The organism is Gaetbulibacter sp. M235 (assembly GCF_043876835.1).
Lineage (GTDB): Bacteria > Bacteroidota > Bacteroidia > Flavobacteriales > Flavobacteriaceae > Yeosuana.
Genome location: NZ_JBAWJZ010000002.1, coordinates 311541 through 334034 on the forward strand (window position 1 = coordinate 311541; position 22494 = coordinate 334034).

20 protein-coding genes are annotated in these 22494 nt (G+C 31.5%); 9 read left to right on the forward strand and 11 right to left on the reverse strand.

The genetic code is table 11. The annotated features are described in order from the left end of the window. Positions 1 to 5: 5 nt before the first annotated feature. Entirely contained in the window at positions 6 to 575 is a 570-nt protein-coding gene (locus V8G69_RS04110; protein ID WP_394880538.1) for an adenylosuccinate lyase, read from the reverse strand. A 41-nt stretch (positions 576 to 616) separates the two neighbouring features. On the opposite strand from V8G69_RS04110, the gene V8G69_RS04115 reads away from it, so the two are divergent. The 3 genes from V8G69_RS04115 (at position 617) to V8G69_RS04125 (ending at position 3998) form a co-directional block, all read left to right on the forward strand. Next, a complete protein-coding gene (locus tag V8G69_RS04115; RefSeq protein ID WP_394880539.1) occupies positions 617 to 1090 on the forward strand; it encodes a heme-binding domain-containing protein in 474 nt (157 codons plus the stop codon). Between the two features lie 72 nt (positions 1091 to 1162). Beyond that, positions 1163 to 2389, forward strand: coding sequence for a glycosyltransferase (locus V8G69_RS04120; RefSeq protein ID WP_394880540.1), 1227 nt, complete (start codon positions 1163 to 1165; stop codon positions 2387 to 2389). 40 nt (positions 2390 to 2429) lie between these two features. Then, positions 2430 to 3998: a serine hydrolase gene (locus V8G69_RS04125; RefSeq protein WP_394880541.1), complete on the forward strand. Its 1569-nt coding sequence runs from the start codon at positions 2430 to 2432 to the stop codon at positions 3996 to 3998. Here V8G69_RS04125 and V8G69_RS04130 read toward each other — a convergent pair. Together V8G69_RS04130 and V8G69_RS04135 are read right to left on the reverse strand one after the other, a co-directional pair. Continuing rightward, on the reverse strand, positions 3995 to 4558 hold the full coding sequence (locus V8G69_RS04130; protein ID WP_394880542.1) for a hypothetical protein: 564 nt from the start codon (positions 4556 to 4558) through the stop codon (positions 3995 to 3997). The genes V8G69_RS04125 and V8G69_RS04130 overlap by 4 nt on opposite strands. A 73-nt stretch (positions 4559 to 4631) precedes the next feature. Next, positions 4632 to 5078, reverse strand: coding sequence for a KTSC domain-containing protein (locus tag V8G69_RS04135; RefSeq protein WP_394880543.1), 447 nt, complete (start codon positions 5076 to 5078; stop codon positions 4632 to 4634). A 129-nt stretch (positions 5079 to 5207) separates the two neighbouring features. On the opposite strand from V8G69_RS04135, the gene V8G69_RS04140 reads away from it, so the two are divergent. Beyond that, positions 5208 to 6845 (forward strand): ABC-F family ATP-binding cassette domain-containing protein, encoded by a 1638-nt coding sequence (locus V8G69_RS04140; protein WP_394880544.1) that lies wholly within the window; start codon positions 5208 to 5210, stop codon positions 6843 to 6845. Positions 6846 to 6942: 97 nt separating this feature from the next. After that, positions 6943 to 7551 carry a YkgJ family cysteine cluster protein gene (locus V8G69_RS04145; RefSeq protein ID WP_394880545.1) on the forward strand — a complete coding sequence of 203 codons (609 nt, stop codon included), beginning with the start codon at positions 6943 to 6945 and terminating at the stop codon, positions 7549 to 7551. Here the strand turns inward: V8G69_RS04145 and V8G69_RS04150 are convergent. After that, positions 7546 to 8226, reverse strand: coding sequence for an NAD-dependent deacetylase (locus tag V8G69_RS04150; protein WP_394880546.1), 681 nt, complete (start codon positions 8224 to 8226; stop codon positions 7546 to 7548). The genes V8G69_RS04145 and V8G69_RS04150 overlap by 6 nt on opposite strands. 184 nt (positions 8227 to 8410) lie before the next feature. Here V8G69_RS04150 and V8G69_RS04155 point away from each other — a divergent pair, with 184 nt between their 5' ends. Next, positions 8411 to 8938 carry an SRPBCC family protein gene (locus tag V8G69_RS04155; RefSeq protein ID WP_394880547.1) on the forward strand — a complete coding sequence of 176 codons (528 nt, stop codon included), beginning with the start codon at positions 8411 to 8413 and terminating at the stop codon, positions 8936 to 8938. 7 nt (positions 8939 to 8945) lie between these two features. Here V8G69_RS04155 and V8G69_RS04160 read toward each other — a convergent pair whose 3' ends face one another. The 4 genes from V8G69_RS04160 to V8G69_RS04175 all read right to left on the reverse strand — a co-directional run bounded on the left by V8G69_RS04160 (position 8946) and on the right by V8G69_RS04175 (position 14292). Next, the gene (locus V8G69_RS04160) at positions 8946 to 9719 is read right to left on the reverse strand and encodes a carboxypeptidase-like regulatory domain-containing protein (protein ID WP_394880548.1); all 774 of its coding nucleotides are present in this window, start codon (positions 9717 to 9719) and stop codon (positions 8946 to 8948) included. Between the two features lie 113 nt (positions 9720 to 9832). Continuing rightward, entirely contained in the window at positions 9833 to 11731 is a 1899-nt protein-coding gene (locus V8G69_RS04165) for a DEAD/DEAH box helicase (protein WP_394880549.1), read from the reverse strand. A 414-nt stretch (positions 11732 to 12145) separates the two neighbouring features. Next, positions 12146 to 13378, reverse strand: a complete 1233-nt coding sequence (locus V8G69_RS04170; RefSeq protein ID WP_394880550.1) for a M48 family metallopeptidase — start codon at positions 13376 to 13378, stop codon at positions 12146 to 12148. A 113-nt stretch (positions 13379 to 13491) separates the two neighbouring features. Continuing rightward, entirely contained in the window at positions 13492 to 14292 is an 801-nt protein-coding gene (locus V8G69_RS04175; protein ID WP_394880551.1) for a TrmH family RNA methyltransferase, read from the reverse strand. A gap of 37 nt (positions 14293 to 14329) precedes the next feature. On the opposite strand from V8G69_RS04175, the gene V8G69_RS04180 reads away from it, so the two are divergent. Next, positions 14330 to 16942 carry a T9SS type A sorting domain-containing protein gene (locus tag V8G69_RS04180; protein WP_394880552.1) on the forward strand — a complete coding sequence of 871 codons (2613 nt, stop codon included), beginning with the start codon at positions 14330 to 14332 and terminating at the stop codon, positions 16940 to 16942. A 114-nt stretch (positions 16943 to 17056) separates the two neighbouring features. Further along, positions 17057 to 17842 carry a DUF6503 family protein gene (locus V8G69_RS04185; protein ID WP_394880553.1) on the forward strand — a complete coding sequence of 262 codons (786 nt, stop codon included), beginning with the start codon at positions 17057 to 17059 and terminating at the stop codon, positions 17840 to 17842. An 8-nt stretch (positions 17843 to 17850) separates the two neighbouring features. Here the strand turns inward: V8G69_RS04185 and V8G69_RS04190 are convergent, their stop codons facing one another. Then, positions 17851 to 18921: a DUF3810 domain-containing protein gene (locus tag V8G69_RS04190; protein ID WP_394880554.1), complete on the reverse strand. Its 1071-nt coding sequence runs from the start codon at positions 18919 to 18921 to the stop codon at positions 17851 to 17853. Positions 18922 to 18993: 72 nt separating this feature from the next. On the opposite strand from V8G69_RS04190, the gene V8G69_RS04195 reads away from it, so the two are divergent. Beyond that, complete coding sequence (locus V8G69_RS04195; protein WP_394880555.1) at positions 18994 to 20454, forward strand: aminoacyl-histidine dipeptidase; 1461 nt, start codon at positions 18994 to 18996, stop codon at positions 20452 to 20454. Positions 20455 to 20611: 157 nt separating this feature from the next. On the opposite strand, the gene V8G69_RS04200 is transcribed toward V8G69_RS04195, so the two are convergent. Both V8G69_RS04200 and V8G69_RS04205 read right to left on the reverse strand, forming a co-directional pair. Beyond that, complete coding sequence (locus V8G69_RS04200) at positions 20612 to 21619, reverse strand: hypothetical protein (protein ID WP_394880556.1); 1008 nt, start codon at positions 21617 to 21619, stop codon at positions 20612 to 20614. Positions 21620 to 21716: 97 nt separating this feature from the next. Further along, positions 21717 to 22445 carry an MBL fold metallo-hydrolase gene (locus tag V8G69_RS04205; RefSeq protein WP_394880557.1) on the reverse strand — a complete coding sequence of 243 codons (729 nt, stop codon included), beginning with the start codon at positions 22443 to 22445 and terminating at the stop codon, positions 21717 to 21719. Positions 22446 to 22494: the final 49 nt, after the last annotated feature.

The window sequence follows — 22494 nt, forward strand, 5'->3', positions numbered from 1 at the left end:
ACTGATTATTTTTTTGCTTTAATCTTTTTTAATATATGTTTTGCCCTTGCTTTATATCCTGGGCTTTGATTTTGGAAATCTTGTTCTAATATTTGAACAAGTTCAGGATGAATCCACTTATAATCTTTTCCAAAAAGATATAACGTGTTCATTGCAAAGGCTTTTACTGCTATTTTTTCATCTCTTATCATCCAATCAAAGCAATTTTCAATGATTAGTTCTTTATGTTTTGGTAAAAGCGTTTTTTTTATGGTATTAGGTTGTTTCGAATAATATGTTTTTGCTAAAAACTCGCAAACTTTGGCAACGGGCCTAACAGCAGAATCAAAATGGACTTTATTGATATTGCTGGTAAATTCATCTAAATAAGGAATGATGGCATAAATATATTCATCACAAACAAATTCAAAAACCCAAGCAGCTTTGCACGATACTTTGTCATCTACCATAAACAAAATAGCAATTAACTTTGGTAATAAACTCAAGTCATTTAAAACTAATTTTGCAAATTTCACCCTATTTTCCCGTAAGGCATTTATATAACTTAACTCTTTGTGTAATTCTTCTAAGGTCATTAAATAATTTTACTAAATTTAAAGTTCTAAAATTACCCAAAATGAAAACAATAAAAAAAATCCTTTTACTCTTATTAGTACTACTTGTAATTGCTCAATTTTTTCATCCTGAAAAGAATCAAGGAGATTTAGCTTCCATTCAACCTTTTTTAGATGAAACAAATCCGCCAGAAGATGTTCAAATCATTTTAAAAGAAAGTTGTTATGATTGCCATAGCGATGTAACAAGATACCCTTGGTATAATAATATTACACCAGTTAATTATTGGTTAGCTGAACATGTGAATGATGGGAAAAAGCATTTTAATTTTTCAAATTGGGTAGGTAATTCAGTAAAGCGTAAAGATCATAAAATGGAAGAATTTATTGAAATGGTTGAGAAAAGTGAAATGCCTTTAGAATCTTACACATTAGTTCATAAAGAAGCCATATTATCTGATGTTCAAATAAAAGCTGTTGTTGATTGGGCTAAACAAGTTAGGATGAAATATAGTTTAGAGCCGAAACCAGAATAATTTTTTCTTATACAAAAACACCATAGTTGTTTTAAATAAAACATATTTATCATTCAGGAAACAAAAAAAATATTGATTATTGGTTTTGTGTGGCCAGAACCTAAAAGTTCTGCTGCTGGTAGCCGAATGATGCAACTTATTGATGTTTTTAAATCGTATAATTACCAAATAACATTTGCCAGTCCTTGTGCTAAAAGTGATAATGCGTTTGATTTAAGTTCTTTAGGGATAATCCAAGAAAATATCTTGTTAAACGATTCAAGTTTTGATGAATTTATTAAAACATTGAATCCCGAAATTGTAATGTTCGACCGTTTTATGATGGAAGAGCAATTTGGATGGCGCGTTCAAGAACAATGTCCAAAAGCCCTGAGAATTTTAGATACCGAAGATTTACATTGCTTAAGAAAGGGTAGAGAAATGGCTTTAAAAGATCAAGCGCTTTTTGATAAGTCATATCTTTTTAACGACATCTCAAAGCGCGAATTGGCAAGCATTTACAGAAGTGATTTAAGTATTATTATTTCTGAAGAAGAAATAGAAATATTAAAAAATCAATTTAAAGTAAGTGAGCATCTTATGTATTATTTGCCATTTTTAACCGATGTGGTTTCAATGGATACCAAGCGAAAATTGCCAAAATTTAAGGAAAGGGAACATTTCATAACGATTGGAAATTTTTTGCATGCGCCTAATTATGATGCCATTTTATTTTTGAAAGAAGAAATTTGGCCATTAATAAGAAAAAAATTACCTCAAGCTGAAATACATGTTTATGGTGCTTATGCTTCAGAAAAAACACTTCAGTTAAATAACAAAAACGAAGGATTTATCATAAAAGGTTTTGCTGAAGATGTAAATTCAGTCATGCAAAATGCCAAAGTATGTTTGGCTCCTTTGCGTTTTGGTGCCGGATTAAAAGGTAAGCTTATTGACGCCATGTTAAATGGAACACCTTGTGTCATGACTACTATTGCAGCAGAAGGCATGTTTGGTAATTTTGAACCAAATGGGTTTATAGAAGATGATGCTCAAAAATTTGCTGATAAAGCTATTGAATTATATACGGATAAGATTTTTTGGAACGGAAAGCAAAAAAACGGATTTAACATAATGAATGCACGTTATGATAAACAACTTTTTATTTCAGATTTTATGTTCAAATTAAATTCAATACTAAATAATTTACAAGTCCACAGATTAGATAATTTTACTGGTCAAATGCTTCAGCACCAAACAGCTCAGAGTACAAAGTACATGAGTAAATGGATTGAAGAAAAGAATAAAAAATTAGATTAAAATAAGCATATAGTTAATTTCATAAAAACATTTATTAATCATGATGAAATCAAAACAAGTATTTACTAGTGTCCTTTTTATAGTATTTTTTAACGTTGCCCTTTTTGCTCAACTTTCAAGTACGCAAATTGATTCATTGGTAAACAATGCCATGGAAACCTTTAAAGTGGCTGGTTCAGCAGTAGCAATAGTTAAGGACGGAAAGATAATTTATGAAAAAGGTTTTGGGGTGAAGTCTGCAAAAATTAATGAACCAGTAAATGAGCATACAAATTTTGCAATAGCTTCAAATAGTAAAGCGTTTACAACGGCTGCATTGGCCATTTTGGTTGAAGAAGGTAAAATTAAATGGACAGATAAAGTTGTAGATCATATTCCTGAATTCACAATGTACAATCCTTATGTACAACAGAATTTTAATATTCAAGATTTATTAACTCACAGAAGCGGTTTAGGTCTTGGAATGGGAGATTTAATGTTTTTTCCAGATGGATCCGATTTCACAATAGATCATTTGCTATCAAGTTTTCAGTATTTTAAACCAGTTTCTGCGTTCAGAACCAAATGGGATTACGATAATTTACTGTATTTGGTAGCAGGAGAATTGATAGCGAGAAAGAGCGGAATGACTTGGGAAGAATTTATAAAAAAAAGAATTTTTGAGCCATTAAAAATGGATAATTCCTATGCAGCATTAGATAATATGTTAAACAAAGATAATCTGGCTTCTCCACACAATGGAGATTCTGGAACTCTTAAAGTTTTACCAGATTTTAAAGAAATGATTAATGGCGCCGCTGGTGGCATATATTCTAACGTGGATGATATTTGCAATTGGATGCTTCTTCAATTAAACAAAGGTAAATATGGAGAAAATTTAGAGAACCAATTGTTTACAGAACAAAGCCAACGTGAGATGTGGAAAATCCACACAACTATGGATGCCAGTAGAAATCCAAGGTATAATTCTCATTTTGCCGGATATGGATTAGGATGGTTTTTAACTGATAAGAAAGGGAATATGGAAGTATCACATACAGGCGGACTACCTGGTATGCTAAGTAAAACCTTGTTAATTCCAGATCTCAATTTAGGTATTGTGGTTTTAACAAATACAGAACCCGGTGGAGGCGGATTATTTTATGCAGTGTCCGCAGCTATAGAGGATAGTTACTTAGGATTGGATGATTTTAAATGGACAGATAAGTTGGCTAAAAACTTAAAGGACAGAGTAGAAAGGGGTGATGAAGTAAGTAAAAAAGTATGGGAAACTGTTGAAACTAATAAGAATATGAAAGTTGATGAAACCAAATTTATTGGAACCTATAAAGATGTTTGGTTTGGTGAAATGGAGGTTTTTAAAAAAGGAAATCAGCTATGGATAAAATCACAGCATTCTCCTAAGCTAAATGGAGCCATGTATTTTTACAACGCTAATACATTTGCTATTAAATGGGAATATCAAGACATGAATTGTGATGCCTTTGCCATGTTTTCGTTAGATGAAAATGGACTTGCACAAAGTATTAAAATGAAAGGAATTTCACCAAATATTGATTTCAGTTTTGATTTTCAAGATTTGGATCTAGTTAGGGTTAAAGCTGATTAGTTACTAGTGCCTAACCATTCAAAATTTGTTATTGTTATTCCAAAAGTGCAATCATCTTGACAGCCATTAGGGATGTAATAACAGTTTTTAATAATATTAAAATCGTCTACATTAAATGTTATGGTGTTTGAATCTGTATCTACAGATAAATAATCACTGAAGCATGTATCGTATAATTGGTCAATTGTGAGAGGTAAAGCGCCTTCAGGATTAGCTCCAAGGTTTTCTATATCTTCCGTATAAGAATTTAGAATCAATCTGTTGTCATAACCTAAGTAATTGTTGTCATTATCATATATTGAATATGATTCGTGAGTTCTTGAAACAACTATGTCATTTTCAACTGTTATTTGGGTCTTGCTTCCAAAACCAAAAACAGATCCTGTGCTAATTTCATATCTGTATGATGCTCCGCTAATTAATTTTAAATAATTCCAATTTTCTAAACTCGCTTTATATTCTTTAATGTTTTTAGAGTTTGAAGAATCATTAGTATCACAACTAAATACAATAAATAAGATTGAAGCGATCGCGGTAAAAGCAAACAGTTTAATTTTCATAATTGATGTGGTTTTTATAATCAATAGATGAAAAAAACAGAAAAGGTTGCTTAGTTTTTGTAACTAAATAAAATTAAGCTTCTACTTCACTTTTTTTAATTTTTCTGTAAGTGTATGTGTTGAAAATATTGCGTTTTGCAAAACGAGTTAGTTTATCGGCCTGACAAAACTTGATGAATAAAGCTTTGTTTACCCCAAAAAACTCATAAGTATCACCGTTTAAAAAGGTTACTTCTAAAACCATTCCTTTGTGTTGCCAATCTATAATAGGACTTGAAATTGTCTCGTTGAAAGCATCTAAATTTGCATTTATGGTTTCAGGAGCAATGCCCACCAAAAAATGATATCCATCTATGATTTGTCTACTTTTCAATTCAGCTTCAATTGCTAAATCATCACCTTTTTGAAACTTATCAGGATGCCATTCTTTTACCAAATTTCTATACGAAGTCTTTAACTGTTTAAGATCAATTTCCTTTTCAACATTAAATAATTTCTTGTATTCGTTAATTCGTTTCATAGGGTGGTTTTTTTAACAAGGCGCGAAGATACTACTTTTAATGTATTGAAAGTGAATAGTTTTTATAAATGTATTTTTTCTTTTTACTAATCTGCTTTTTCTTAGCTTTGCGCCTTTAAAAAAAATATTATGATTTCAGTTGATGCTTTAGCAGTAGAATTTGGAGGGCAAATACTTTTTAGTGATGTGTCATTTGCCATTAATGAGAATGATAAAATTGCTCTAATGGGTAAAAATGGAGCAGGAAAATCTACTATGATGAAAATAATTGCTGGCGAGCAAAAACCTACTCGTGGTAATATTCGTTTTCCTAAAGACAACATTATAGCTTATTTACCACAGCATTTATTAACTGAAGATAATTGTACGGTATTTGAAGAAGCTTCCAAAGCTTTTAATCATATTTTTGAGATGAGAGATGAAATGGAGCGTCTCAATAAAGAGCTAGAAACCAGAACAGACTATGAATCTGACTCTTATATGTCTATTATTGAAAAAGTTTCTGATTTAGGTGAAAAATACTATGCACTTGAAGATATAAATTATGATGCTGAAGTAGAGAAAGCATTACGAGGTTTAGGTTTTAAGCGAGAAGATTTTAACAGACTTACAAGCGAATTTAGTGGAGGTTACCGAATGCGTATCGAGTTAGTTAAAATTTTATTACAAAAACCAGATTTAATTTTATTGGATGAGCCTACCAATCATATTGATATAGAATCGGTTATTTGGCTTGAAGATTTTTTAATTAATAAGGCAAAAGCTGTTATGGTTATTTCTCACGATAAAGCTTTTATTGATAACATAACAAACCGAACCATAGAGGTAACCATGGGACGTATTTATGATTATAAAGCCAATTACTCACATTATTTGCAATTGCGTGAAGACAGACGTTTACATCAAATAAAAGCATTTAACGAACAGCAAAAATTTATTGCAGATAACATGGCTTTTATTGAACGATTTAAGGGCACGTATTCTAAAACTAATCAGGTTAATTCACGTGAGCGTATGCTTGAAAAGCTTGAGATTATTGAAATTGATGAAATTGACACGTCTGCTTTAAAATTGCGTTTTCCACCTGCACAACGCTCTGGCGATTACCCAGTAACTGTGAAAGATTTGTCAAAATCTTATGATGGACATGTGGTGTTTAAGCATGCAAATATGTCAATTTCTCGTGGAGAAAAAGTGTCTTTTGTTGGTAGAAACGGTGAGGGGAAATCAACCATGATTAAAGCTATTATGGGTGAAATTTATGTGGAAGGCACCTGTCATTTAGGTCACAATGTGAAAGTGGGTTATTTTGCTCAAAATCAGGCATCTTTATTGGATGAAAACTTAACTATTTTTCAAACGGTAGATGAAGTGGCTGAAGGAGATATCCGTACACAAATAAAGAATATTTTAGGGCGATTTATGTTTAAAGGCGATGATATTGATAAAAAAGTAAGTGTGCTTTCCGGTGGAGAAAAAACCAGATTAGCTATGGTTAAACTGCTTTTAGAGCCTGTTAACTTATTGATTCTGGATGAACCTACAAATCACCTTGATTTAAAATCAAAAGATGTATTAAAAGAAGCACTTTTGTCTTTTGATGGAACTTTGATTTTAGTGTCTCATGATAGGGATTTCCTTCAGGGATTATCACAAAAAGTATTTGAGTTTAAAGATCAACGTGTTATTGAACATTTTGAAACTATTGATGATTTTTTAATTAGAAATAGGATTGAAAATTTAAAACAGATTGATTTAAAAAAATAATCTGCGTTTAGAAATTATATATTTTATTGTATTACATTTGAATAAAATTTTGCGTGATATGAAACCTCTTTTTTTTATTACTTTCTTTAGATAATTAGTGTCCATACAGTCTAAAGTAAGACGTGTTGAACATTTGTTTGATTGTCTTGATAGCGAAATTTCTAAATTTCAAATTAAAACCAATTTGCACTGCATTTCTGGTTGTGGAAAATGTTGTACAAAACCAGATATTGAAGCATCTCCTTTGGAATTTTTTCCCTGGGCTTTTCATCTTTTTTTAAATGGACTAGCTCAAAAAACGCTTGATGAATTAAATAATACATCTAATTCAATTTGCTATATATATCAACCACTTTCCTTATTGGACAGTCATAATGGAAGTTGTGGAAATTATAAATATCGTGGGCTAATTTGCAGGTTATTTGGGTATGCTGCCAATAAGGATAAATATGGGCAATTAAGGTTGGCTACCTGCAAAATTATTAAAGAAGATCAAAGTATTATTGTAAAAAATACTGATGAAGTCATAAATAAAGGACTTTACGTTCCTGTTTTTACAGATTATTATATGAAACTTAATCAGATTGATTTTCGCCTAGGTAATACCATTTTACCAATTAATGAAGCATTAAAAATAGCTATTGAAGAAGTGTTGCATTATTACAGCTACAGACCTTTTCCAAAAGGATTTAAAAACGCATCATAGAATTTTTATAAGTTCAATAAATTGTTTTATACCAACAGTAGCGTTTTCTGCTATAACCGTTAGGTTTTGTTTGCTTTCTAAAGTAGGTTTTGGATCAATAAAATAAATTGGTGTTCCATGAGGCACATAATGTATTAAACTAGCAGCTGGATATACTTGCATGGAAGTTCCAATAATAACTAAAATTTCTGCTGTCATGCAAATATCTATGGCTTTTTCAATCATTGGTACAGCTTCACCAAACCATACAATATGTGGTCTTAATTGATAACCTTTTTTGCAAATATCTCCTAGGAGTAAATCTTTTTTCCATTCTTGTATATCAGTAATGTCAAAAGTACTTCTTACTTTAAGTAATTCACCATGTAAGTGAATAACATTTTTGCTACCAGCTCTTTCGTGTAAATCATCAATATTTTGTGTGATTACAGAAACTGTATAATCTTTTTCAAGTTGCGCTATGCCATAATGAGCAAAATTTGGTTCTACTTGTTGTAGCTGTCTTCGTCTTTGATTATAAAATTCTAATACTAATTCTGGATTTGCATGAAAACCTTCTGGAGTAGCAACTTCAGTAACGTTATGTCCTTCCCATAAACCATTGGCATCTCTAAAAGTTTTTAGTCCGCTCTCAGCACTCATACCTGCTCCAGTAAGTATAACTATATGTTTCATGCTTTAAAAATAATAAATTAGATAGTGCTTTCCGTTTATGTATTGTTTAAAAATGGTTTAAATAAAGTTAAAATAGTACTCTTGGCTTTTAAAGTCATCTACTCACTCAATTTATAAAATGAATAATACATGTTTTATTTATTTATTTTATTAACTTTATGTAACCAACCAAACTTTACTTTTTATGATGTTTTTTGCACTTAGTTTACTAATTATAAGTGTAATTGTAATTATAGCTATTATTGCTCCTAAGGAGTATGTAATTAAGAGAAGCATAATTATTGATAGGCCCTATATTGGAGTTTTTCGTTTCTTAAAATTTATTAAAAATCAAGACTATTGGTCTCCATGGAAAAAGAAAGATTTAAACATGAAGCAAGAGTTTTTTGGAGTTGACGGAGAAGTTGGTTTTATAGCTAAATGGGAAGGAAATGATGAGGTTGGAAAAGGAGAACAGGAAATAACATTTATTAATGAAAATGATGTGGTTGAGACAGAGCTGCGTTTCGAAAAGCCATGGAAATCAATTTCTAAAGCCATAATTAAAGTTGAAGATTTTGGGCTTATGCAAACTAAAGTTTCCTGGATTTTTTCTGGTTATAATAAGTTTCCATCAAACCTATTTATGCTTTTTTATAATATGGATAAAGTTGTAGGAAAAGATTTTGAAGAGGGTTTAAAAAGTTTGAAAGCGTTGTTGGAAAAAGAATAATTTAAAACTATAATCTGTTGGTTCTACCTCTGCTTAACAATTTATACTCCTCATAACACTCACTAATGGCATCTAATATTTGTAAATCATTAGCCGTTTGAATAAACCCTTTTGAGTAGTTACACTGACTTACAATTTCATCTAAATCAACTCTATCAACTTGTAGTAAAGCGGTTAACATCTCTCTGTCAAACCTTGAAGCTAGAATGTTTCTAATTTCATCATCCTGCTTCATTTTCTTAAGTTTTCGCATTTCATTAGGTTTTTTACCAAACATTCTATTTAAGAAATCTGCCGGATTGAAAATAGAACCTAAAACCCTTGTAATTGCTGATGGAGAACTGGCTTCATACCCTGTACTTGGTAAGCCAGAAATACTATAGCGGTAATTATTGTTTATTGGTACTTGCTTAATATCAACCTCCAAATAACCAGTAAGTTTCAATTGATTTATTACAATTTCTTCTAAGGCCAAAGCGACTTCGGTTAATTCAATTTTTGAGCTGCCAAACTTAATCCAGTCATTGGTAACCCTAACTTTAATAGACTTAAAACCTAAATATGAAAAATGCAAAGTATCATTGGCTTTTGCCTTAATCTCGAATTCACCTTTCGCATTGGTTGATGTACCAACAACCTGATTTAAATTAACAATGTTAACGCTTTCAAGAGGAGAATCATCAGCACTGTTTATTACTACTCCTTTTACCGTAGCTGTTTCTTGAGAAAAACAAAATGCAGTTATAAGTACACATGTAAAGAGGATTAGGTGCTTTTTCATTCAAAATTTAATTAGGTGTAAAAATAGTAAACAAAGTACCAAGTTTTATACCATTGCAATATTTTTGACTTAAAATTAACAAACCTCTTTGACAAAATCAAAGAGGTTTTAAATTATCTTCTAGAACGTCTTGCTCTTTCAAAGTTTGGAGCTCCTGACTTTGAGTCTGAACTACCAGAACGTCTAGGTTTCGAACCGCTTTCTGGACGTCGTCTTTCACTTCGGTTTCCAGATTCAGTTGAAGGACTTCTTCTTTCTCCACGGTTTGAAGACTCACCAGAAGGACTTCTTCTTTCACTTCTGTTGCTAAAGTCACTTCTAGAACCTGAACGTCTATCGCTTCCTCTTTTATCTCCGCCTTTTCTATCATCACGTTTTGGTCCACGGCTTCTGCTTCTATTTCTATCGCCACCTCTGTTTTCAGAAACTTCTACGTTAACAAAACGTCCTTCATGCTTATAATCGGTGAAAAAGGCCAACACTTTTTCTTTTAATTCTTTTTCAGTATTAAAGAAAGAAAAGCTGTCTTTTACTTCAACTTTAAAAACATCATCTCTACCAAGTTCTAAAACGTCTTTTAAGAAATCTTTTAAACTCATCCAATCATAGCCATCTTTACTTCCAACATTAATAAAATATCGAGTAGAATCCGATTCTTTTGAAAATTCTCTTTCATCGGAAGGAGAGCCTTCTATATTTAAATTTTTAGATTTTTTATAATAGTTATAAAAACGTGTAAATTCAACTGAGAAGAATTTTTTAATCAAATCTTCTTTAGTCGATTCTGCAAATAATTCATTAATACTGGTTAAGTATTTATCAATTTCATGATTGATTTCTGTATTGTGTATTTTGTTAGCAAGTGACATTAATTGCACTTCGCAGATTTCCATACCATCAGGAATTTCTTTTTTAACAAAGTCTTTTTTAATGATACGCTCAATACTTTTTATTTTTCTAACCTCACTTTTTGAAACCAAAACCATAGAAACACCGGTTTTTCCGGCTCTACCTGTACGTCCACTTCTGTGAGTATAGGTTTCAATTTCATCAGGAAGTTGATAGTTAATAACGTGTGTAATATCATCTACATCAATTCCACGAGCAGCAACATCAGTAGCAACTAACATTTCAATTTGCTTGTTTCTGAAAGATTTCATTACCAAATCACGTTGATTCTGACTTAAATCACCGTGTAATGCAGCAGCACTATACCCATCTTCGATAAGTTGTTCAGCAACTTTTTGAGTGTCACGTTTGGTTCTACAAAAAACTACCGAGAAAATATCTGGATTGGCATCAGATAAACGCTTTAAAGCATCATATCTATCTCTTGAGTTTATCAAGTAATACTCATGAGTTACTTGATTGGTGCTTTCATTTTTATTTCCAACAGTAATCTCAACTGGATTATGCATGAATTTTTTTGCAATGGTTGAAACTTCCTGTGGCATTGTGGCCGAGAATAGCCAAGTGTTTTTATCGACAGGCGTATGGGATAAAATATCAGTGATATCTTCATAAAATCCCATGTTAAGCATTTCATCGGCTTCATCTAAAACAGCATATTCTATTTTAGAAATATCAACCAATCTTCTGCTTATCATATCTTTCATACGTCCAGGGGTAGCCACAATAATTTGTGCTCCTTTTTGAACGTCTCTTGCTTGATCTGTAATACTAGATCCACCATAAATAGCAACTACATTTAATCCTTTACAGTATTTGCCATAAAGCTTTATTTCATTAGTGATTTGCAGACAAAGTTCGCGAGTTGGCGATAAAATAAGGCCTTGGGTAGTTCTGCTATCTACATTTATTTTTTGTAGCATTGGAAAACCAAAAGCAGCAGTTTTTCCTGTTCCGGTTTGAGCTAAGGCAACCAAATCAATTTCTTTTTCAACTAAAATTGGAATGGCTTTTTGTTGTACATCACTAGGGGTTTCAAAACCTAAATCAGTAATAGCGCGTAATAGGTCTTCATTTAGACCCAGTTCTTGGAATGTGTTCATTCTTATGTAAGTATTCGATTTTATTATGTGGTGTTACATAAGAAGCGAATCGACATACTTAACACTAACCTTCTAGTAACACATCCTCACTCTGAGGAATTTAAATCCATCTCTGGATTTCAAGCGGCAAAGATAGTGTTTTATTTCTGATTACCTATTATTATGGTAAATCTTTGATTTTGGGCGTTTTAACACGCTTTTCGCTATATCTTTTTTATGTTCTTGATAAAAATTTACTCAAAAAATTCATTTGAGCCAACATGAAAAAGGATGCCGCTGCAATCGTTAACGCATCTGCCAGCAATCATCATTGCGAAGGAGGAACGACTGTGGCAATCTTTTAAAATCAGTTATATTTCTTAAGATTACTTCGTCATTCATACCTCATTTCTAGTAATGACTAACCAGAGAAACTTACTTTCTCAAATTAGTAATCCGTTCTAATAACGTTGGATGCGAATAATGCATAAATACATACGCAGGATGTGGTGTTAAATTACTCAAACTATTTTTTGATAATTTTTTTAGAGATGTAATTAATGGTTCTGCTTTATAAGTGTTTTTAGCATAATCATCAGCTTGATACTCAAATTTTCTGGAGAATAAATTCATGATTAACCCAGTAATTTCAGAAATAGGTGAGTAAAACAATCCAAATGCTATTAAACCAATGTGAAAACTTGGTGTTTCAACACCTAAAGCATTTGATAATATAGGGTTGGATATAAAAAGCGATAATACATAAAGCATGATTCCAGTTAACATTATGGAAGTGAAGAGGTTAAAAATGATATGCTTTTTTTTGTAATGCCCAACTTCATGTGCTAAAACCGCAACAATTTCGTCGTCATCTAAATCATTAATTAAAGTGTCATAAAGGGTGACACGTTTTTCGCTTCCAAAACCAGAAAAATAAGCATTGGCTTTGGTGCTTCGTTTTGATCCATCAATCACGAAAATTTTGTCTAGTTTAAAACCAACTGTTTGTGCATACTCAGAAATTTTGTCCCTTAAATTTCCAGTTTCTAGAGGTGTTTGTTTGTTAAATATTGGTACAATAAGTTTTGCGTAAAACATATTCATAAACAAAATGAAAACAGCTACTAAAGCCCAAGCATACAACCAAAATTGAGTTTTTGTAAGCTGATAAAACCAGATAATAAGCGCTAAAATACCACCACCAACAATGGCCATCATGAGCCAGCCTTTTAGCTTATCTAGAAAAAAGGTTTTTTTAGTTGTTTTGTTAAAACCAAATTTTTCTTCAATAACAAACGTGCTGTAGTAAGAGAAAGGAGTGGTTAAAATATCACTTCCAATCATTATAATTCCGAAGAAAATTAAAGCGATAAGTATGGTGTTTTCTGTATAACTTCTAGCAATGTTATCTACAAACTCAAAACCATCAAAAAACAAAAAACCTAAAGTCAATACTATTGAAAAAGTAGAGGTTAAAAGTCCGAATTTGTAATTTGTAGCTTTATAGTTTTGTGATTTTTTGTATTCAGCTTCATCATAAACATCTTTTAAATCTTGTGGAAGTTTATCATTATAATGTTTAGCGTTTAAAGCGTCTAAAACCTTATCAACTACAAAATTTATGATAATAATTGCTATAATAATGTAGAAAAGAATATTTGGAGTCATATTTTATATTTTTTGTCATTGCGAGACTTTTTTAAAAAAGTCGTGGCAATCTATTTTTATTATAATTTCAATTTATGAGATTACTTCGGTTATACTTTTCTCGTAATGACGAATTATTTAAAATTACGTTGTCTTTTGGCCTCAAAAATAAGAATTCCAGCAGCAACAGATACATTCATAGAGTCTATTTCTCCTTGCATTGGAATAATAATGTTTTGATTGGATTCTTTTAGCCAGTCATCACTCAATCCAGTTGCTTCTGTGCCAACAACAATTGCAGTAGATTTTGTGAAATCTTGGGTATGATATGCTACTGACGCTTGTAAAGCCGCACAAAAAATACGGATGTTTTTAGTTTTTAAAAACTCAATTATTTCTGAAGTGTTTCCTGTTGCCACTTGATTGGTAAACACGCAACCTACACTAGAGCGAATGATATTTGGGTTGTATAAATCGGTTTTTGGATTAGCAATAATTACAGCATCTACATTGGCAGCATCGGCAGTTCTTAAAAGTGCTCCAATATTACCAGGTTTTTCTGGTGCTTCGGCTACTAAAATCAATGGACTTTTTGTTTTGAATTTTAAATCAGAAATCAAATGATTTTTACTTTTGGCAACAGCAAGAATACCTTCAGTAGTATCTCTGTAAGCAAGTTTTTCGTAGACTTCTTTTGAAATTCCAATGAAGTCAATTTGTTGATTTGAAAACTCACTGATTTGTTTTTCAGAAATAAAATCAAGACAAAATAAAACGGTTTCAATATTGTACTTTCCTTTAATGGCAAGCGAAATTTCACGCTCACCTTCAATTAAAAATAAACCTGTTTTTTTTCGTTCACGAGACTTGTCTTTTAATTGAACCAATTGTCGAATAAATTGGTTTTGTATGCTAGATATTGATTTTGTAGCCAATTATTTACTATGTTTGATTTGCAAATTTACTACAATTATGAAACATCTATTACTTTTCGTTCTATTCATTTTTTTATCAATTTCAGCGTTTGCCCAAATTCAAGGACTACCTCCACCTTGTGGATATACACCAGCTTATGCATGTGATGATAATGATGATGGTTTTTCGGTTTTTAATTTAGTTGATTTATTTGGGTTTTATTCTTTATGTCCACCACAAGGAGAAGTTCCAGAAGATTATGAATCTTTAGTTTTTTACTTAACACAAGAAGATAGAGATAACGAAACAAATCCAATAGCTAATCCTGAAGTTTATACCAATATATCTAGTCCACAAATTATTTATTTTAGAGCAAATGCAATCAATTCTGGGGGAACTTATGAATATTTGACGAATGAAGATCCTATAGAGGTTAAAAGGCTGGTAACAGATATACCAAGTTTAGATGTTTATGATAATGATTCTGACGGGATAGCTGTTTTCGACTTAACCTCTGTGAATTTATTTTGTGGAACAAATGATGAAAGTAATTATGTTATTACTTATCATGAGTTACAACAAGATGCTGTTAATGGTATTAATGCTATTTCTAATCCTTCTAGTTTTGTGAATAAGACTAATGCAGATTATATTTATGCACGAGTAGAGCATAAAAACACTGGCTATGTTGAAGTAACCTCATATTTTTATTTAAGAGTTTTATTTGCTGAAGCTAATACACCGGTTGGTGTTAATATCTGTGATGATGACTTTGATGCTATTTATACATTTGATTTAGAGAGTAAAAATGCTGAAATCTTAGGAAATCAGAACTCGGATAATTTTACGGTGTCCTATTATTTAAACCAATCCGATGCGGAGACCAAAACAAATCCATTACCTACCATTTATAATGTGTCGAATTCACAAACCATTTTCGCTAGGGTTGATGAAAACACCAAAGGAAGCTATGCAATAACATCTTTTAGTTTTTTAGTTTTTACTCCACCAGTTGTGAGTCTACTTGATGCTTATGAGATTTGTGATGACAATGAAGATGGAATAGAAACCTTCGATTTGAGTTCTAAAGATGCAGAAATTATTGGAGAGCAAACAGATGTTTCAATATCATATCATTTAACACAAGCTGATGCTGAAGTTAATACAAATACATTGCCAACATATTTTACCAATTTTGCTACTCCACAAACAATATATGTAAGAGTTGAAAATCTTTTAACAGGTTGTTCAACAATTACCACTTTAGATCTATTAGTAAGAGATTGCTCTCAAGCAGGCGTTATAGAAATCAATGCTTTTTATGATGCTAATAGTGATACTACTTTTGATAATGATGAAATCAATTTTTTAAGTGGAACCCTTACTTATGAAAAAAATAATGATGGGATTAAACATGTTTTATATTCTTCAACTGGAATTTTTAATATTATAAGTAATGTAGAAACAGATACATATGATATTGGATACAGTATATATGATGAATTCCATGATTGTTATAATTTAACAACTTATTTATACGAGAATGTAAGTGTTGCTAATGGAAGTAGGGTTAACTATGTTTTTCCAGTTACTAAAATTAAGGAATGTAGCGATGTTGCAGTTTACTTAACTCAAGTTAATCCACCACGCCCTGGATTTGATTATGCCACAAATTTGATAATTCGCAATTTAGGGATTGAAACGGTAACTTCTGGTTCTGTCGAATTTATTAAAGATGATTTGATAACGTTTAAAAATGTAATTTTTTTAGATTCAGGAAATTCAATCACCAATACTCCAACGGGATTTATTTTAAATTTCAATAATTTACAACCAAACAAGGCAGAACATGTTGTGGTAAATATGAATGCGCCTGTTTCCGTGAATTTAGGAGATTTGTTAACAAGTACAGTAATTTATTCGGTTGATGATTTAGATATATCAAACAATACATCTACGTTAATCGAAACAGTAGTAGGTTCCTACGACCCAAACGATATTGCAGAATCTCATGGTTCAGAAATTTTTTATGATGATTTTTCATCTAGTGATTATTTATATTACACCATAAGGTTTCAAAATGTTGGAACTGCTGACGCTATAAATGTTTCTATTGATAATACTGTAGATTCAAAATTAGATAAATCAACCATTCAAATGCTCAGTGCAAGCCATGATTACGTGTTTACTAGAACCAATAATCAACTTAATTGGAAATTTGATAGCATTAATTTGCCAAGTGAAAGTGATGACGAACCTAATAGTCATGGTTATGTATATTATAAAATAAAACCTTTAGCAGGGTATAAAGTTGGTGACATTATACCTAATACTGCTGAGATTTATTTTGATTTTAATCCAGCAGTGGTAACCAATACGTTTGAAACAGAATTTGTTGAAACCCTCTCAAATAAGAAGTTAAATAATGTTGACTTTACAGTTTTTCCAAACCCAACAAAAAACACTGTAGAGCTAAAATTCAATAAAAGCTTAAGTGATGTCATTAATGTTCGCATCTATGATATTCAAGGAAAATTGATTCTTAACAAAACCAGAAAGTTGCAAAAAAACTCTGTTAATCTCGATGTGTCTAATTTAAAAAGTGGATTGTATTTTTTAAAAATCATTGAAGACGATTATGAAGTGATAAAAAAACTGATTAAAAAATAAATAAAGTTGAATATGATAATTATTAAAGCTTTGGATTTAATTAAATCCAAAGCTTTTTTGTAATGTGTTGTTTTGACTATCGACAAAAAAAGCTCTAACTAATATTTGAATCACATGAAACATATACTTTTTTCAATTCTGATTATTTCAGCAATATCTTGTAAGCAATCAAAAAAAATAGAAAACGAAGATATTCAACCAACAATAGTTGAAACTAAAAAGTATCCTGAAACTATTTCCAAAGTATTTAAAACCCATGGAGGTCTAGATGTTTGGAATGATATGAAATCACTCTCCTTTACAATGCCAAAACCTGATGGTAATGAAATAACCACGGTTAATTTAAAAAATAGAAAATCACGTATTGAGATGCCAAATCACAGCATTGGTTTTGACGGAAAAGCCGTTTGGTTACTTAATAAGGATACAATAGCTTATAAGGGCAATCCGAAGTTTTATTATAATCTTATGTTTTATTTTTATGCGATGCCTTTTGTGTTGGCTGATAATGGCATTCATTATGAAAACGTTACAGCTTTGGAATTTGATGGCAAACAATACCCAGGGATTAAAATATCTTATGAAAGTGGAGTAGGAGAGTCTTCTGATGATGAATATATTATGTATTATGATCCTGAAACCTTTCAAATGACTTGGTTAGGATATACAGTGACGTATTTCTCAAAAGAAAAAAGTAAAGATTTTCATTATATAAAGTATAACGAATGGCAACATGTTAACGGATTGTTGTTACCAAAAACTATTCAATGGTATAATGTGGTTGATGGAAAAATTACTGAGAAACGAAATGATGTTGAATTTATTGATGTAATGGTTTCTAAAGAAAAACCAGACTCAACAGTTTTTGTTAAACCAGAGAATTCAGAACTTGTAGAATAAACCAAATTTTATTGAATAGGGGTGTTTTCAAAGTAATTTACAAATAAAGCTACTACATAACTATAACTTTCCATGCCTTTGGATTGTTTGTTGGCTTTTAAAAAGGTGTTGTAAGATTTTTTGAAAAGTGGTTCTGCCGGATTTTCATATGAATCCCAAAACTCACGCATGTCTTTATAATTTATAAGGATACCTTTATTAACAGTTTCAGAAAGAGAGTCAAATAATTCTTCATCACGTCCGTAAATTTCATTCAAACAAAAGCGAAGTGCAAAAGTATACCCAGAATATTTAAAATAAATATCATCATGATTAATAGCTGCCAAACAACCAATAAAATTGGCTTCGTTTTCTGCGGCATAGCCTAATTGATGAGCAACTTCATGGGTTGTAGTTGTTGGAAAAATATAGGCTGGAATTAAGGCATCAACCTGAGATTCGTTGGTTAAAGGGTTTAAATAACCACTAAAACCCATATAGGTTAATGGTAAACTGAACAATGATTTTTTGATGCTTTTTGTAGAATATTCAAGATGCGGAAATTCTTTCTCTAAATTATTATATCCTAAAGGAACCATGTTTAAAATGTCTCTTTTGCTATAAGGAATGTTAATAGGTAAGCTATCATTTTTAATAATTTCTGCATGAATCTTATTCGATTTTTCAATGAGTTTTTTAGTCACTTCTACAAGTTGTTCCGTTGTATATTCAGATTTTAAACCAAGACTTTTATAAAGTGGTAATCTGTAATAATTTAATCCCCAAAACAAATGAAATGCAAAATAGACGATTGATATGGCTGAAAACACATCAATAAACCAATTTTTAGTGTCTGTTTTTATTCGTTTAAAATTTTTAAAAATCCATCTGAAAATATAAATAATAGCAAAAGCATATACAAAATCACCAAACGAAAAAGGAATCCAACCCAACATAAGCCTAAAAAGCTTTGAAATATAAGGGTATATGCCATTACTATAATATCTCTCAATAAATTCTGGATAATTTGAAACCCATTTTATCAATAGATATTGTGGGATTATTAAAAGGGCAATAAGGAATTTTTTGTGTTTTAGCATGCTTCAAAAATAAGGAAATGTTTATTAATCCTGATTAGATATGTTACCTTTGTAAAACTTAATTTAAACATTATGAATTCTGAAATAAGACAACTTGAACCAAAACAACTTTGGAATAAATTCGCCGATTTAAATGCTGTACCAAGAGCATCAAAAAAAGAGGAACGCGTTATTGCTTTTGCAAAAGAGTTTGGTGAAAGACTTGGTCTTGAAACTTTGGTTGATGAAGTTGGTAATGTTATTATAAAGAAGCCAGCAACCAAAGGAATGGAATCTAAAACAACCGTAGTGATGCAATCGCATTTAGATATGGTTCATCAAAAAAATAATGATACTGTTTTTGATTTTGATACCCAAGGCATTGATATGTATGTAGACGGTGATTGGGTAAAAGCTAAAGGAACTACGCTTGGGGCAGATAATGGGTTAGGTGTTGCAACTATCATGGCTATATTGGAAAGCACAGATATTCCACATCCGTCAATTGAAGCTTTGTTTACTATTGATGAAGAGACTGGTATGACAGGCGCCATGGGTTTAAAAGGTGGTTTGCTTTCTGGTGGTATTTTATTAAATTTAGACACAGAAGAAGATAATGAGTTGGGAGTTGGTTGTGCTGGTGGTATTGATGTTACAGCAAAGCGAACTTACAAAGAGGAGGAAACCCCAGAATTTAAAATCGGGTTTAAAATTACGGTTAAAGGGTTGCAAGGCGGACATTCAGGAATGCAAATTCACGAAGGATTAGGCAATGCCAATAAAATAATGAACCGTTTGTTATTTGATGGTTTTGAGAATTTTGGATTACGTATTTCTGAAATTGATGGAGGAAGTTTGCGAAATGCTATACCTAGAGAAAGTAACGCTGTTGTAGCAATTGATGCCATTCATGAAGAAGCTTTTCTTTTGGAAATGAAAGAACAAGCAGACAGTATAAAAGCAGAATTAAAAACTATGGAACCTGATTTAGAAATTGTTATTTCTAAAATTGAAACACCTAAAATGATTATGGATTTAGGCGTTCAGGAAGGTTTAACAAGGGCTTTGTATGCTGCTCAAAATGGTGTGTATAGAATGAGTGCCGATATTCCTGATTTGGTGGAAACATCAAATAACATCGCTAGAGTAGTGGTGAAAGATGGTGAGATTATGATTGCTTGTTTAACAAGATCTTCTGTTGAAAGCTCAAAAATGGATTTGGCAAATACACTTCGTGCTTGTTTTGAGTTGACTGGTTGTGAAGTGGAATTTTCAGGTGATTATCCTGGTTGGGCACCAAATATGGATTCTCCAATTTTAAAACTGATGGCAAATCTTTATGAAAACATGAATGGAGCGAAACCTCATGTAGCAGCTTGTCATGCCGGTCTTGAATGCGGTATTCTAGGAACTAATTATCCGACTATGGATATGATTAGTTTTGGACCAAATATTAAAGGAGCGCATTCACCTGATGAACGTGCACAAATTTCATCAGTACAAAAATACTGGAAGTTTGTTTTAGAGATATTAAAGCAGATACCTGAAAAATAAAAAAACTTATTTCGTTTAACGTTTATGTATAAGATTTGTGGCGTGGTTAAGCCACTAATTTAGTAAATAGATAGTTGCCAGCGGAAAATTTTATCGGAATTTTCCAAGTAGGATAGAAGCAAGCCATTAATTTTACATGGTGTTGTGTGTAGTGCATTTACTCAAAATTAGTATTTGCATAATTGTTAAAGCTATCAAATTCTTGTGGAAAAGTATCGTTGACAAATTCATATTCCCAAAGTTCAATATATCTAATTCCTATTGTTTGTGCTTGACTGAATATAGTAGTATAATCATTATCTTTAAATCTTTCTGTTTGATCTGACCTTCCAATAGCTTGCGCATATATATCTCCTTGAAATACAGTAAGGGCATCTATAAGGTTAGGTTGATAAGTTGTCTTCCCTGAAATCCACCACATTGCAGCTCCAACACGATGATTTAAAGTGCTGTCATTCCATAAGTCTGTCATTATTCTATTAGGAATTGAGGTATCTTCCATTATGTCGTGGACTTCAACTGCTATTGCCTTTTTTGTAAAAGCATTTGCAAATATCCTAGCTGTTTCTTTTACACTATTAACCCAATTGTCTGAAGTTAGTCCAGCATCTAAAAGCTCATCTGTTGTTACACCATTAAAATGACCTTCTATACCATTTGCAGTCATTTGTGGAACATATACTAAAACCAAATCTTCATCTTCATTATATTCGTTCGAAAGTGCTTCCGCAAGTAAAGCGAGCCTTTCATTAACCCTAGTATCCCAAATTTTAGGGATTCTCTTTACAGTATTATCAACTCCTGTTATTTCAAAATAATCAGCGCCAATAGATTCTGTCAACCATAAAGGGCTATCTCCACCAGCTAGAATACCAAGACTCCACTTTAAATTTCTTGCTTTAATAATTTTACGAAATTGCTCTATGCTTGAAAAGTCATAAACTCCTTCATTTGGTTCTATTTCGCTCCATTTTACGCGAATTAACGAACCATTAACTTGATTATTATCTAAAGCAGTTTCATTTCCAAAAGAACTGGTATATAGTCCTTTAGGCTTTGTGATGTCTGTAGTAGTATCTGAATTTTCGAGAATAGAATTATTATCATCTGAATTGCAAGAGAATAAAAATAGTATGATAAGAAAAGTTAAGTTGTATTTACTCATATTTAGTTTAATTAGTGGTTTAATTTTAGACTTAAAAAAGAGTTGATGGTTTAATAAGCATTACACGTATCTACTGGATATGGACAATTGTCTACTTTTATGCTGAGCTACCTGTTTTTTTAAGATGGTTGTCATAATATTTTATCACTTGTGCTCTATCTATTGGCCCACCGTGTCCTAGATAATATCGTTTCCCTTTCTCCAATAATATTTTATCAAAACTCTTTTTAAGTTCAGTTAAATTATCATGAAAAGGAGGATGCTTTACTCGCTTATGAAACATTATTCCGCCTAGTAGGATTCCAGAAGCCATCATATCCATAATAATAACTTCTTCATTTTCTAAAACTATTGATAGAGAACCAGGAGTATGTCCAGGGGTGTGAATGACTTTACCTTTAACTCCCCATTCCTTTAAATCATATTCAGTATCTCCTTCAATTAAAATTTCAGGCTCGAAAGGTTCTGTTTTTTGATTTTTAATTATTTGTTTGAAAAGCCACCATTGAGGTTTGTTAAGTTTCATAGTTGAAATATCAGCTTTACCTGTTCTATATGATTCAACGTCTAGTTGATGAACCAAAATAGGTGCTTTTAAAATTTGTTTGAGTTTGAAGGCACTTCCAAAATGGTCAATATGGGCATGAGTAATAATTATTAATCCAATATCCTTTTTATCGATACCAAATTTATTCAGTTGTCTTATGATTTTCTTTTCACTATTTGGAACGCCTGTATCAACCAATATGTGTTTTTTATCTCCCTTAATCAAGAAACAATTTATCATGCCTCTTGACCAAAGTGAAATAGGGATTATGCTATTCATAATTTTACTTTTTTTCAAAATTACGAGCAACCTGCTTCTAAAAAAATCA

Bases quoted from the DNA above. Each gene is read 5' to 3' on its own strand.
- V8G69_RS04125 (WP_394880541.1), top strand. From the start codon at position 2,430: ATGATGAAATCAAAACAAGTATTTACTAGTGTCCTTTTTATAGTATTT.
- V8G69_RS04160 (WP_394880548.1), bottom strand. From the start codon at position 9,719: ATGAAAAAGCACCTAATCCTCTTTACATGTGTACTTATAACTGCATTT.
- V8G69_RS04205 (WP_394880557.1), bottom strand. From the start codon at position 22,445: ATGAATAGCATAATCCCTATTTCACTTTGGTCAAGAGGCATGATAAAT.
- V8G69_RS04185 (WP_394880553.1), top strand. From the start codon at position 17,057: ATGAAACATATACTTTTTTCAATTCTGATTATTTCAGCAATATCTTGT.
- V8G69_RS04195 (WP_394880555.1), top strand. From the start codon at position 18,994: ATGAATTCTGAAATAAGACAACTTGAACCAAAACAACTTTGGAATAAA.
- V8G69_RS04150 (WP_394880546.1), bottom strand. From the start codon at position 8,226: ATGAAACATATAGTTATACTTACTGGAGCAGGTATGAGTGCTGAGAGC.
- V8G69_RS04165 (WP_394880549.1), bottom strand. From the start codon at position 11,731: ATGAACACATTCCAAGAACTGGGTCTAAATGAAGACCTATTACGCGCT.
- V8G69_RS04200 (WP_394880556.1), bottom strand. From the start codon at position 21,619: ATGAGTAAATACAACTTAACTTTTCTTATCATACTATTTTTATTCTCT.
- V8G69_RS04180 (WP_394880552.1), top strand. From the start codon at position 14,330: ATGAAACATCTATTACTTTTCGTTCTATTCATTTTTTTATCAATTTCA.
- V8G69_RS04115 (WP_394880539.1), top strand. From the start codon at position 617: ATGAAAACAATAAAAAAAATCCTTTTACTCTTATTAGTACTACTTGTA.
- V8G69_RS04155 (WP_394880547.1), top strand. From the start codon at position 8,411: ATGATGTTTTTTGCACTTAGTTTACTAATTATAAGTGTAATTGTAATT.
- V8G69_RS04130 (WP_394880542.1), bottom strand. From the start codon at position 4,558: ATGAAAATTAAACTGTTTGCTTTTACCGCGATCGCTTCAATCTTATTT.
- V8G69_RS04135 (WP_394880543.1), bottom strand. From the start codon at position 5,078: ATGAAACGAATTAACGAATACAAGAAATTATTTAATGTTGAAAAGGAA.
- V8G69_RS04110 (WP_394880538.1), bottom strand. From the start codon at position 575: ATGACCTTAGAAGAATTACACAAAGAGTTAAGTTATATAAATGCCTTA.
- V8G69_RS04140 (WP_394880544.1), top strand. From the start codon at position 5,208: ATGATTTCAGTTGATGCTTTAGCAGTAGAATTTGGAGGGCAAATACTT.
- V8G69_RS04190 (WP_394880554.1), bottom strand. From the start codon at position 18,921: ATGCTAAAACACAAAAAATTCCTTATTGCCCTTTTAATAATCCCACAA.
- V8G69_RS04170 (WP_394880550.1), bottom strand. From the start codon at position 13,378: ATGACTCCAAATATTCTTTTCTACATTATTATAGCAATTATTATCATA.